At 70.5% G+C, this 13,346-nt stretch carries 6 protein-coding genes; 5 read left to right on the top strand and 1 reads right to left on the bottom strand.

Annotated elements, in window-relative coordinates:
- Window positions 1–75 precede the first annotated feature (75 nt).
- Genes ACSMFO_RS05220 through ACSMFO_RS05200 form a run of 5 tightly spaced genes read left to right on the top strand, consistent with a single transcriptional unit; the run spans window position 76 to window position 12,002 of the window.
- Window positions 76–3,114, top strand: coding sequence for a non-ribosomal peptide synthetase (locus tag ACSMFO_RS05220; RefSeq protein WP_436457178.1), 3,039 nt, complete (start codon window positions 76–78; stop codon window positions 3,112–3,114).
- Window positions 3,111–8,540 carry a non-ribosomal peptide synthetase/MFS transporter gene (locus ACSMFO_RS05215; protein ID WP_436457177.1) on the top strand — a complete coding sequence of 1,810 codons (5,430 nt, stop codon included), beginning with the start codon at window positions 3,111–3,113 and terminating at the stop codon, window positions 8,538–8,540. The genes ACSMFO_RS05220 and ACSMFO_RS05215 overlap by 4 nt, the downstream gene beginning before the upstream one ends.
- Window positions 8,537–9,808 (top strand): ATP-grasp domain-containing protein, encoded by a 1,272-nt coding sequence (locus tag ACSMFO_RS05210; RefSeq protein WP_436457176.1) that lies wholly within the window; start codon window positions 8,537–8,539, stop codon window positions 9,806–9,808. The genes ACSMFO_RS05215 and ACSMFO_RS05210 overlap by 4 nt, the downstream gene beginning before the upstream one ends.
- The gene (locus ACSMFO_RS05205) at window positions 9,805–11,070 is read left to right on the top strand and encodes an ATP-grasp domain-containing protein (protein WP_436457175.1); all 1,266 of its coding nucleotides are present in this window, start codon (window positions 9,805–9,807) and stop codon (window positions 11,068–11,070) included. The genes ACSMFO_RS05210 and ACSMFO_RS05205 overlap by 4 nt, the downstream gene beginning before the upstream one ends.
- Window positions 11,067–12,002 (top strand): TauD/TfdA family dioxygenase, encoded by a 936-nt coding sequence (locus ACSMFO_RS05200; RefSeq protein ID WP_378414866.1) that lies wholly within the window; start codon window positions 11,067–11,069, stop codon window positions 12,000–12,002. The genes ACSMFO_RS05205 and ACSMFO_RS05200 overlap by 4 nt, the downstream gene beginning before the upstream one ends.
- Before the next feature lie 301 nt (window positions 12,003–12,303).
- On the opposite strand, the gene ACSMFO_RS05195 is transcribed toward ACSMFO_RS05200, so the two are convergent.
- Window positions 12,304–13,335 (bottom strand): AsnC family transcriptional regulator, encoded by a 1,032-nt coding sequence (locus tag ACSMFO_RS05195; RefSeq protein ID WP_436457174.1) that lies wholly within the window; start codon window positions 13,333–13,335, stop codon window positions 12,304–12,306.
- Window positions 13,336–13,346: the final 11 nt, after the last annotated feature.

Genomic DNA, 13,346 nt, shown 5'->3' with positions numbered 1-13,346 from the left:
GGTGAGCGAGCAGCACATCTTCGCCTTGCCTCTCGCGAGCACTCCACCTTCGACAGACACTGAGAACAGGAAATCATGAGCGACACGAAGGAATGGACGTTCCCGGCCTCGTTCGGGCAGGAGCGGATCTGGCTGTCCGGCCAGCTCGACCCGGCGTCCCCGGTGTACAACCTGCACTGCCAGGCGCGGCTCGACCGCCCGCTGACCGCGGAGCAGTGGCGTGCCGCGCTCGGCGTCATCGTCGGGCGGCACGAGGCGCTGCGCACGTCGTTCCGCATGGAGGGCGGCGCGCTCATGCAGGTCGTGCACGCCGAGGTGCCGATCGAGCCCGAGGTGCACGACCTGCGGGACCTGCCCGCCGACGCCCGCGAAGCCCGGCTCGCCGAACTCGTCGGCGAGGTTTCGCGTGGGGCCATCCCGCTCGACTCGCCGCCGCCTTGGCGGGCCCAGGTGTGCCGGACGGCCGACGACGAGTGGGTGCTCACGTTCGTCGTGCACCACACCGTGTTCGACGCCGGCTCGGTGCTGGTGCTGGGCACGGAGCTGGGCGAGGCGTGCGACGCCGTGTTCGAGGGTCGTGAGCCGAAGCTCCCCGAGCTGGCCATCCAGTACCCGGACTTCTCGGCCTGGCAGCGCGGGCAGCTCGAAACGTCCAGTGAACAGCTGGACTACTGGCGCAAGCAGCTCGCAGGGCTGCCGCCGGTGCACGGCCTGCCCACCGACCGGCCTCGGCCGTCGGAGCTGACGTTCGCCGGTGATCAAGTGCATTTCACCCTCCCGGACGGTCTGATCGACCGGGTCGGCGAGCTGAGCCGGGAGCTGTCGGCGTCGCCGTTCATGGTGCTGCTGGCCGGTTACGCGGCGCTCCTGTCGCGACTGTCCAGAGTGGACGACGTCGTCGTCGGCGTCCCGGTCGCCGGCCGCGACCTGCCGGAGCTGGCCGACCTGATCGGCATGTTCGTCAACCAGATGGCCGTGCGGATCGACTGCTCGGGCGCGCCCGCGTTCACCGAGCTGGTCGGCCGGGTCCGGACCACGTTGCTGGAGGCGATCGACCACAGCCAGGTGCCGTTCCAGGCGGTCGCCGAGGCGGTCGGGGCCGAACGCGATCCCGGCGTGCAGGCGCTGTACCAGCTGGGGTTCAACTTCCTGCCCGACTCGGGGCTGGAGCCGATCCGTTCGGCCACCGCGAAGGACGACATCGCGATCGACCTGACCTCCGTGGACGGCAGGCTCGTCTACCGCACCGATCTGTTCGACCGCGAGACCGCCGAAGCCATCGCCGAGCGGTACGTGCGGCTGCTCGCCGCGGCGCTGGCCGATCCGGCCGGGTCGGTCGCGGATCTGCCGCTGCTGTCGGACGCCGAGCGCGAGCTGGTCCTGACCGGGTGGAACCCGACGGAACTGTCCACTCCGGACACCAAGACGGTGCACGCCCGGTTCGAGGAACAGGCACGACGGACCCCGGACGCGCCCGCCGTCGACTTCGGCGGGGTCCGCCTGACGTATGCCGAGCTGAACACGCGAGCCAACCGTGTCGCACACCGGCTGCGTGAACTGGGCGCAGGTCCCGGCACCGTCGTCGGCGTCTGTGTGCCGAACTCGGCGGATCTGCTTATCGGTGTGCTCGGGGTGCTGAAGAGCGGCGCGGCCTACGTCCCGCTCGACCCGGCCAACCCGGGTCCCCGGCAGGCGCTGATCCTCGCCGACGCGGGTGTCCCGTTCGCGCTGGTCACCGGTGAGTCCACAGTGGACACCAAGACGCTGGCACTGGACGACCCGGCCGAGTGGTCCGCCGCGGCCACCGAAGACCCGGAACCGGCGGCCGGTCCGGGCGATGTCGCCTATGTCATCTACACGTCGGGTTCGACCGGACGGCCCAAGGGTGTCGAGGTCGAGCACCGGGCCGTCGACGCGTACCTGGCATGGGCGCGTGAGGCGTACCCCGGTCTGGCCGGGCGGGCGTTGCTGCACACGTCGCCGTCGTTCGACCTCACCGTGACGACGCTGCTCGGCACCCTCACCGCCGGGGGCGCGGTCGTCGACGGTGGCCGCCCGACGTTCGTCAAGGCGACCCCGACCCACCTCGCCATCCTCGCCGAGGAGCTGTTCCCGACGGGTGAACTGGTGCTCGGTGGTGAAGCGCTGACCGCCGAGGCCGCCCAGCCGTGGCGGGAGCGCCACCCGAGCACGCTCGTCGTCAACGAGTACGGCCCGACCGAGGCCACGGTCGGCTGCGTCGTGCACCGGATCGAACCCGGGGACGCGCTGCCGTCCGGCCCCGTCTCGATCGGCCGTCCGGTGCCCGGCACCCGCGCGTACGTTCTCGACGAGCGAGGGCAGCCGGTGCCGCCGGGCGTCCCGGGCGAGCTGTACGTCGCCGGGCGCCAACTCGCCCGTGGCTACCTCGGCCTGCCGGACCTGACCGCCGAAAAGTTCGTCGAGGGCCCGTCCGGCCGGAGGTACGCGACCGGTGACCTCGTCCGCTGGCGTCGCGACGGCACGCTCGACTACCTCGGCCGCACCGACGAGCAGGTGAAGCTGCGCGGCTACCGTATCGAGCCCGGTGAGGTCGAAGCGGCGCTGCGTGAGCTGCCGGAGGTGCGGGACGCGGCCGTGGCGGTCCGCGGCGACACGCTCGTCGGCTACGTCGTCGGCAGCACCGAGGGCGCGGCCGAGGCCCTGCGGAAGACGTTGCCGGAGTACCTGGTGCCGACCCGGTTCATGCCGCTCGACGCGCTGCCGATGGCGGCCAGCGGCAAACTCGACCGGGCGGCGCTGCCGGATCCCGAACCCGATGAGGCACCGGCGTACGTCGCACCCCGCACCGCGGCCGAAGAACTCGTCGCCGAGGTGCTCGGGGAGTTGCTCGGCATCGACGACCTCGGCGCGCACGACGACTTCTTCGCCCGTGGCGGCAATTCGCTGCTGGCGATCCGCGCGATGGCCCGGCTGCGCAAACAGATCGAGGTCGACATCCCGGTGCGGGGGCTGTTCACCCTCACCACCGTCGCCGCGCTCGCCGCCGAGATCGAGCGGCGGCTCGAGGAAGATCTCGACCAGCTCAGCGACGAAGAGGTCCAGCGCCAGCTGGCCGAAGGCGGGAACTCATGACCGCGATCGACGAAACCAGCGCGGCCGCGCGCCGCGCTCTGCTCGAACGGCGGCTGCGGCGGCGCGCGGAACCGGCCGCGACCATCACACCGCGCCCCGCCGATGCCGTCGTCCCGCTGTCGTATCAGCAGGAACGCGTCTGGTTCATGGAGCAGTTCGCGCCGGGCACCGGGTCGTACCACATCCCGGTGCCGATCCGGCTGACCGGCAGGCTCGACGTCGCTGCGCTCCAGTCCGCTTTGGACACTCTGCCCGCGCGGCACGAGGCGCTGCGGATGCGGTTCCCGGAAGGGGACGACGGACAGCCGACCGTCCACATCGAACCTTCGGTCACCGTCGAGCTGTCCATAGTGGATGCCGGAAGCGAAGAGGCGGCCCGCGCGGCCGTCGACGCCGCCGCTGCCGAGACGTTCGACCTGGCCACGGGGCCGCTGCTGCGGGCGACGCTGGCCCGGGTGTCCGACGAAGAACACCTGCTGGTCCTGTGCACGCACCACATCGTGGGCGACGGCTGGTCGGTCGACCTGCTGCTGCGCGACCTCGCCGCGCAGTACCACGCACTGAGCACCGGCGGCACGGCCGAGCTGCCCGCGCTGAGCATCGGGTACGGCGACTTCGCGCACTGGCAGCGCCGCACGCTCACCGGCGGCGAACTCGACCGGCAGCTGGAGCACTGGAAGGCCCAGCTCGCCGGTGTCGAGCCACTGGAGCTGCCCACCGACCGGCCCCGGCCGGCCAAGCAGAGCTTCGACGGCGCGATCCACGAGTTCTTCGTCGAGCGCGATCTCATCCGCGCCCTCGGCGACCTCAGCCGTGAGCACGGGGTCACCCTCTTCATGACCCTGCTGGCCGCCTACCAAGTGCTGCTTTCGCGGTACTCCGGCCAGGAGGACTTCGCGATCGGCTCGTCGTCGGCCGGGCGCGGCCTGCCCGAGCTGGAGGGCGTGGCGGGCATGTTCATCAACATGCTGCCGCTGCGTGCCCAGCTGGCGGACGACCCGACGTTCGCCGAACTGCTCGAACGGACCCGGCGGCACGTGCTGGACGCGTTCGAGCACGCCGACGTCCCGTTCGAGCGGCTCGTGAACGCGCTCGGCGTGCCTCGCGACGTCAGCCGCTCGCCGGTGTTCCAGGCGATGTTCGTGCTGCAGAACTACGAAATGGGCCGGATGGGCGAGGCGGGCGAGTCCGAAGTGGACTTCCGCTGGCTGCCGATGGATCTGCCCGCGACCCGGTTCGACTTCGAATTCCACGCGATCGAGCTCGAACGCGGGCTGATCGGCAAGCTCGTGTACAACACCGCGCTGTTCACCGCCGACACGGTCGACGGGATGGCCGGGCGGCTGGTCACCCTGCTGCGTTCGATCGTCGCCGACCCGGGCCGCCGACTGTCCGAAGTGGACATTCTCGACGACGTGCAGCGTGAACTCGTCCTGGAGCGCTGGAACGACACCACCACCGAGTTCCCGCAGACCACGCTGCACGCGCTCGTCGAGGAGCAGGCCGCCCGGACGCCGGACGCGCCCGCGGTGACCTTCCGCGGCGCGTCGCTGACCTACCGCGAGCTGGACGAGCGGGCCAACCGGCTCGCGCACCGGCTGCGTGGGCTCGGTGTCGGACCGGGCGTGCTCACCGGTGTGTTCGCGGAACGGTCGTTCGAGCTGGTCGTCGCGCTTCTCGGCGTGCTGAAAGCCGGTGGCGCGTACGTCCCGCTCGACCCGGAGTATCCGGCCGACCGGCTGGCGTTCATGCTGCGGGACGCGGCCGCGCCGGTGGTGCTGACGCAGGCGACGTTGCGCGAAACGCTGCCGCCGGGGGACGCGACCGTCGTCGTCCTGGACGACCCTTCCGAAACAGCGGAGCAGCCGGTCACCCCGCCCGAAGCTCTCGCCGGCCCGGAAGATCCGGCGTACGTCATCTACACCTCGGGCTCGACCGGTCAGCCGAAGGGCGTGCCGAACGGTCACCGCGGCATCGTCAACCGGCTCGACTGGATGCAGCGCGCGTACCGCCTCGACGGTGCCGATTCGGTCCTGCAGAAGACCCCGGCCGGGTTCGACGTGTCGGTCTGGGAGTTCTTCTGGCCGCTGATCACCGGTGCGCGGCTCGTGCTCGCCGAACCCGGCGGCCACAAGGACGCCGCGTACCTGCGTGAGCTGCTGGCGTCGGAAAGCGTCACTACCGCGCACTTCGTGCCGTCGATGCTCACGCTTTTCCTGGCCGAACAAGGCGTCGAGACGTGCACGGCGTTGCGGCGGGTCGTGTGCAGCGGCGAGGAACTGCCGCTCGACGCCGCCCGCGAGTTCACCCGGCGGCTGCCGGGCTGCGAGCTGCACAACCTCTACGGCCCGACCGAAGCCGCGATCGACGTCACCTCCTGGCACTGCACTCCCGCCGCGCTCGCCGACGTCGCGTCGGTGCCGATCGGGGCGCCGATCCAGAACATCCGGATCTACGTGCTCGACCGTGCCGGGCGGCCCTGCCCGGTCGGTGTCCCCGGCGAGCTGCACATCGCCGGCGTCGGCCTGGCCCTGGGCTACCACAATCGCCCGGAGCTGACGGCCGAGCGGTTCGTGCCCGATCCGTTCCACAGTGGACGGATGTATCGCACGGGCGACCTCGCGCATTGGCGCCCGGACGGGACGATCGCGTTCCTCGGCCGGATCGACCACCAGGTCAAACTGCGCGGTCTCCGCATCGAGCTGGGGGAGATCGAGACGACCCTGCGCGCCCAGCCAGGCGTGCGCGACGCCGCGGTGATCGTCCGCGAGGACACGCCGGGGGACAAGCGGCTGGTCGGGTACGTCGTCGGCGACGCCGAGCCCGGCACGCTGCGGACGGCGCTCAAGCAGAGCCTGCCGGACTACATGGTCCCGCCGTCGTTCGTCGCGCTCGACGAGCTGCCGCTCACCCCGAACGGCAAACTCGACCGCAAGGCACTTCCCGCGCCGGTCGCGTCGAGGGACGCGACCAAGGAACTGGTGGCACCGTCGACTCCGGCCGAGACTCTCCTGGCCGAAATCTGGCGCGACGTGCTCAAGGTGGACGAGCTGGGCGTCGACGACGACTTCTTCGACCTCGGCGGCCATTCGATGCTCGCCACCCAGGTGGTGGCGCGGATCGGCAAGGCGGGCGCCGGGCAGGTCGGCGTCATGGACCTGTTCCAGCACCGCACCATCCGCGAACTGGCGTCCTTCATGGACGGTGACGACGCCGACCGGCCACGGCACCTGCTGTACGAGCTGACCAAGCCGGCGAAGCAGCGGACGCTGACCTACGTCTGCTTCCCCTACGGCGGCGGCAGCGCGATCGTCTACCAGCCCTTGGCCGACGCGCTCCCGGAGGGCCATTCGCTCTACTCGGTCGCCATCCCCGGCCACGACGTCGGGCTGTCCGAGGAAGCCCTGCCCTTCGATGACCTGGTCGAGCGGCTGACCGAGGAGATCCTCGACCGTATCGACGGACCGCTGGCCATCTACGGTCACTGCGGTGTCGGCAACGCGCTCGCCGTCGCCGTCGCCCGGCTGCTCGAGGAGCGCGGCCGCGAGCTGGAGGTCGTCTACATCGGCGCGATCTTCCCGTTCGCCCGGATGAAGGGCGCGGTGGGCACGCTGCGCACCCGGCTGGAGAAGCTGCGCAGCAACCGGTACTACTCGAACTGGCTCAAGGGTATGGGCGTCGACACCGACGACCTCGACCCGGCGCAGGCCGACCGGATCATCACGAACATGCGCGCCGACAGCCGCGCCGCCGAGGAGTACTTCAGCGGCCTGCTCGACGCCCGCGTGGCCAAACTGCGCGCGCCGATCGTGTCGGTCGTCGGCTCCGAGGATCCGGTCACCGACTACTACGCCGAGCGGTACCGGGAGTGGGAGTTCCTCACCGACACGACCGCGCTCGTGGTGCTCGACCAGGCCGGGCACTTCTTCCTGCGTTACCGCGCCGAAGAACTCGCGGAGATCGTCACGCGTGTGCATCCGGCGCTGGACGATCCCGGCGAACTCGACGTCCGGGTCCGCGGCGAGGACGCGGCCTGGGCGGTACACGAGACCCATCGGGCGGTCGTGGACGACAAACCCGAGGTGCGGCCGAGTATGGGCCGGTTCGTCACGATCACGATCGGGCAGCTGGTGTCCTCCACCGGCTCGGCACTGACGTCGTTCGCGGTGCCGATCTGGCTCTACACCCGCACGGGCTCGGTCGCCGACCTCGGTCTGCTGTGGGCGCTCGCGCTGCTGTTCGGCGTGCTCGTCCTGCCGGTGGCGGGCGCGCTGGTCGACCGTGGTGACCGTCGGCGGATCATGATCGCGGCCAGCGGTATCGCGGGCGGGATCCAGCTGATATTGGCGTTGCTGCTGGTCACCGGGCACGTCCAGCTGTGGTTGTTCTACGTGCTGATCCCGCTCGGGTCGGTGGCCTCTTCGTTCCAGCGCATCGCCTATCAATCGTCGGTGGCGCAGCTGGTGCCGAAGCAGTACCTCGGACACGCGATGGGCCTCGCGCAGCTGTCCAACGGGTTCGCCCAGCTGCTGATGCCGGTGCTCGCCGCCGGGCTGCTGGCGGCGATCGAACTGTCCGGCATCCTGATCCTGGACATGGCGAGCTACGTGTTCGCGATCGTGGGCCTGCTGCTGGTGCGGTTCCCGGACATGATGGGCTGGCGCCCGCGCGAGCCGCTGCTGACGGCGATCGCGGGTGGGCTGCGGTACTCGTGGAACCACCGCGGTTTCCGCACGATGTTGCTGTACTTCGCGCTGGCGAACGTCTTCCTCGCTCCCGCGCTGGTGCTCGTCTCGCCGCTCGTGCTGTCGTTCGGTTCGGTCACCGACGTCGCGCAGGTGGCGCTCGCCGAGGCTCTCGGCGCGGTGGCGGGCGGTATCGGGATGGCGCTGTGGGGCGGCCCGCGGCAGCGGCGGATGGTCGGCGTGCTCGCCGGCAACGTCGGGATCGCGCTCGGCAGCCTGGTGATGGGCCTTCGCCCGTCGCTGATCGTGGTCGCGGCCGGGGTGTTCCTCCTGGCCGCCGCGATGGCCGTGTCGCAGGGTATCTACGCGACGCTCGTGCAGGTCAAGGTGCCGCAGCGGTTCCACGGCCGGGTGTTCGCGATCAACCAGACGATCACCTGGTCGACGCTGCCGATCGGGTTCGCCGTGCTCGCACCGCTGGCGGTCGGCTGGTTCTCGCCGCTGCTGGCGCCGGGCGGTGCGCTGACCGGATCGGTCGGCGCCGTGCTCGGCACCGGCGAGACGCGGGGGATCGGGCTCGCCTACGTCGTCTTCGCGCTGATCCTGTTGCTGATCAACCTGGGCGGGTTCTCGCTGCGGCGGCTGCGCCGGTTCGACACCGAGGTGCCCGATTCGCTGCCCGACGATCTGGTGGGGGCACAGGAACGGGAGCGCAAGCTCGCCGGGAAGGAAGCCACATGAGTACGGCAGTGCTGGTCAGGGAGGCCCGCGGGCACTGGGTCGGCGAGGTCGCGCCGTCGATGCGGGCGGCCGGGCACCGTGTGGTGCTGCTCGCCCCGCCGATGGACGAGGCCGAGCGTGCGTCGCTGGACGGCGTGGTGGACGACATCGTCGCCCTCGACGATGTCCACGACCCGGAAGCCGTCGCGGCGAAGGTCCGGGAGATCGACGGCGGCGCGTTGGCCGGGATCTTCACCGGCTCGGACGGCGCCATCGCGAGCACCGCCCATGCCGCGGAACTGCTCGGGGTGGCGCGGTGCCCGGCGTCGGTGTTCGCCTTGTGCGCGAACAAGTTCGCCGTCCGGGAGGCCCTTGCCGCGGCCGGTCTGCCAGGGCCCGCGTACGCCCTGATCTCGTCGGCCGCCGAAGCGGAGACCGTCGCCGCTGCGGTCGGGCTCCCGGCGATCGTCAAACCGGTCAACGGGGCGGGCAGCAACCTCGTCCGCACCGTGTCCACTGTGGATGAGCTGGCCGCCGCGTACGAGCTGCTGGCCGCCCGGTTGCCCGAGTCCGCGGATCCGCGCTACCACCGTCCCTTGGGGACACTCGATCCCGCGAAGACGTTCCTCGTGGAAGGGTTCTTGAGCGGCCCGGAATACGCGGTGGACGTGCTCGTCCGTGACGGGGCAACCGAGCCGGTCGAGATTCTCGACAAGCCGTTGATCGACGAACGGAAGTTCGAGCTGGCGCTGTCGTGCCCACCGGCCGGGCTCGCCGACGACCGGGCCGGACTGGTCACCGCGGCGGCCGTCGCTGCCGTCCGCGCGCTGGGTCTCGACAACACCTGTGCTCACGTCGAGCTGATCGACGACGCCGACCGCGGCCCGACGATCGTCGAGGTCAACGCGGGCAGGCCCGCCGGTTCGATCATGCCGCTGCTGGCGAAGCTGCGCACCGGCATCGACGTGTTCGCCGAGCTGGCCGCGCTCGCGGTCGGTGCTCCGCCGCCGGCGCGGGAACCCGCGAAACTGCCGATCCCGCTGGGCATGCTGATCCTCTACGCGGCCGGTTCGGGCCGGTTGACGAAGATCGGCGGGCTCGACGAGATCGCCGACCTGCCCGAGGTGATCGACGTCGTCACCACCGTCTCGCCGGGACAGGTGCTCACCGACGAACAGGAGACCTACGCGGTCAACCTCGTCGTGGCCGGGTTCGCCGATCACGACGACCTCGCCGCCCTGCACGCGGAGGCGAGCAAGCTCGTCCAGCTGGAACTGGAGGATGTGTGAACACCGCGTTCGTGGTCCGGGAAACCGCCGGACAGTGGATCGCCGACGTCGTGGCCGCCGTGCGGGCGACCGGCCTGCGCGCCGAGCTGGTCACCGAGCCCCTGGAACCGGCCGAGCTCGCGCAGCTGGCCGACCTGGTGGACGGCTTCATCGTCGTCGGCGACGTCCGTGACGCGGAATCCGTGGCCGCGGCGATCCGGGCACGGACCCCGCTCCCGGCCGGGGTGGTGACCGCCGCCGAAGGGATCGTCGCGAGCGTCGCCCGCGCGGCCGAGCTGCTCGGCGTCGCCCGCTGCCCGGCGTCGGTGTTCGCCTTGACGCACGACAAGTTCGCCGTCCGGCAGGCGCTGGCCGCGGCCGGATTGCCGGGGCCGCGCTGCGCGCTGATCTCGGCCGAGGCCGACGCGGCGTCGGTGGCCGAGGCGGTCGGGCTCCCGGCGATCGTCAAACCGGTGAACGGCGCGGCGAGCAACCTCGTCCGTACGGTGTCCACAGTGGACGAACTGGCGGCGGCGTACCGGCTGCTGGCCGAGCGGTTGCCGCTGTCGGAGGACGCCCGGTACCACCGGCTCGTCGGGTCGATCGACCCGCTGAAGGTGTTCCTTGTGGAAGGCCTGCTGCGCGGCCCGGAATACGCGGTCGACGTCCTGGTGCGCGACGGTGTCGCGGAGCCGGTGGCCGTGGTGGAGAAACCGCTGATCGACGAACGCAAGTTCGAGCTGGGCATGGTCTGCCCGCCGCTCGAACTGTCCGAAAAGGACACCGAACGGCTGTTCGCGGCGGCGACGGCCGCCGCGCTCGCGCTGGGCCTGGACAACACCTGCGCTCATCTGGAGCTGATCGACGACGCCGAACTCGGCCCGACGATCGTCGAGGTGAACGCGGGCCGCCCGGCAGGCGGCGCCCAGCCGGTGCTGCTGAAGCTCGCGACCGGCATCGACGTCATCGCCGAGGCCGTGTCGCTGGCCCTGGGAACGCCGCAGCCCAAGCGAGGCGTGGGATTGCCGGTACCGGTGGGCTACCTCATCTTCTACGCCGAGGGCACCGGGCGGCTGGTCCGCGTCGAGGGCACCGACGAGGTCGCCGACCTGCCCGAGGTCCTGGAGGTGGTCACGATCGTGCGCCCCGGCCAGCTGCTCACCGACGACCAGGAGATCTACGCGGTGAACGTGCTCGCCGCGGGGTTCGCCGACACCGAAGACCTCGCCGCGCTGCACGCCGAGGCCGCCAAGCTGATCCGATTCGAACTGGAGGAGTCATGACCGCCGAACTCACGGCGAACCTCGGGCACATCGAGGGCAACGACCACACGAAGCTCGCCGTGTACGCGGCCACGGGCCTGGACTGGGTGCGCGCGCACCGCGAAACGTTGCAGGAGCGGCTACGCGAGCACGGCGCGATCCTGCTGCGCGGGATGCCCGCCGATCTGACGGTGTTCAACCAGGTCACCGAGGAGATCGGCGGCTCGCTGCTGACCTACACGGAACGATCGACGCCGCGCTCGGCGGTTTCCGGCAACATCTACACCTCGACGGAGTACCCGCCCGCCGAGTCGATCCCGATGCACAACGAGAGCTCGTACTCGGCGCACTGGCCGGACCGCCTGTTCTTCCTGTGCGACATCGCGGCCGAAACCGGTGGCGCGACGCCGATCGCCGACAGCCGCGCGATGTACCGGCTGCTGCCGGAAGACCTGCGCGAGCGCTTCGCGGGTGGCGTCACCTACACGCGGGCGTTCCGCGAAGGCCTCGGGCTGAGCTGGCAGGAGGCGTTCCAGACCGAAGACCGGCAGGCGGTGGAGGACTACTGCACCGCCAACGGCCAGACGTACGAGTGGACCGAAGAAGGCTTGCGCACACGGCACGTGCGCCCGTCGTTCGTCGAGGAGCCGCACACCGGCGGGATGGTGTGGTTCAACCAGGCCAACCTGTTCCACGTTTCGAGCCTGGGGGAGGAGGTCAGCGAGGCGCTGCTGGAGCTGTACCCCGTGGAAGACCTGCCCCGCAACGCTTTCTTCGCCGACGGCTCGCCGATCCCGCAGGCGGACCTGGACGCGGTCAAGGCGGCCTACGACGAGGTCAGCTACGCGTTCCCTTGGCAGCCCGGTGACATCATGGTGATCAACAACATGCTGATGGCGCACGGGCGGGAGCCGTTCACGGGTAAGCGGCGGACTCTGGTCGCGATGACCTGACCTCGCGGCGGCTGCGCTCGTGTCGCGAAGCCACTTTCGGGACAGTCGGCGACTGTCCACAAGGGATGCTAGTCCTCGTCAGGCTGCCCGGTTCGGGCGCTTCGTGCGGGGTCGTGAGTGGCAATGGTCGTTCTAACCCTCTTTATCACTCACGACCCCCACCTGGAATCGCGCATATAGGCATGAATCGGGCAGTCGGCCGATACTGAATGTCCTTTGTGGACAGTTATTCGGCGGTCGGCGTCGACCGAGAACCGCCTTGGCCATTGACACGCCCCTTTGTTCTTACCCCGCAATAGCTTCATTCCCGGCGCGCGGGCATGGTGACGACGAAACCCGTGCTGCGCCCCAGATCGTCCAGCAGCCAGCCCATCCGTTTGGCCGTCCGCAGGATCAGCGCCGAGTCGACGATCGACAGCGGGGCCAGGTCCTGCTCCAGATGTTCCTGCATCCGCATCGATTCCTCGATCGAGCGCATCCACGTGGTCACCAGCAGATTCGCCGGGCCGGGCAGGCTCGCGATCTGGCGGATGGCCGGGTTCGCCCGCAGCCGGTCCACGCAGGTCGGCACATGCGCGACGGGCACCTGGCACCACCAGTTGACGACGATCGGCGACGGGGTGAGCCCCTGCGCGATCTCGCACCGGAACGTCAGCGCGTCGGCGGCGATCAGGTGGCCGAGCTGGCGCCGGACGGTCGACACCGGACGGCCGGTGAGCCGGGCCAGGTCGGCGGCGGTGCGGCGGCCGTCCTCGCCCAGCGCGGCGGTCAGCGAGGCGTACGGCTCCTGCCACGGCCGCATCGCCGTCTGCCGTCCACCCGTGCCGCCGGACGGCGGTAGCTGGGACAACGCCTGCACGCGCCCCCGGTCCAGCGCGCCCACCCGCCACGAGCTGCCTTCGACGTGCAAGCGCGACACCAGATGCGAACGGATGTTGAGGACACCGGGAAGGCCGGGTATCGCGTCCAGGAGCAGCGTCGACAGGTCGTGCATGCCGAGGCCGAACACCGTCAGCACCAGGCTGTACTCGCGCGAAGCCTCCTCGATGCTGACCACCGACGGCCAGGCGGACAGCTCGCTGATGAGTGCCCGCACCTGGCCGCTCGCGCAGCGGATCTCGACGTACGCGGCCTGGATCCGGGACCGTCCGGGCACGCGCGGATAGGCCGTCACCCAGGCTCCGCCTCCGTTACGCAGCCGTTCCCACCGCCGCGTCAGCGTCACCGGCGACGAGCTGAGGGCGTCGCCCAGCTGAGCCCAAGAGGCGCGGGGCCGCAGTTGCAGAGCGTGAATGAGCGAAAAGTCCTCCTCATCCAGCGAACCGATCACCATTTTTACGTCCA

Origin of the sequence: Amycolatopsis sp. w19 (assembly GCF_051373225.1) — a bacterium.
GTDB lineage: Bacteria > Actinomycetota > Actinomycetes > Mycobacteriales > Pseudonocardiaceae > Amycolatopsis > Amycolatopsis japonica.
Note: the sequence above shows the minus strand (reverse complement) of the source record. Positions and strands in the feature narration are given on the sequence as shown.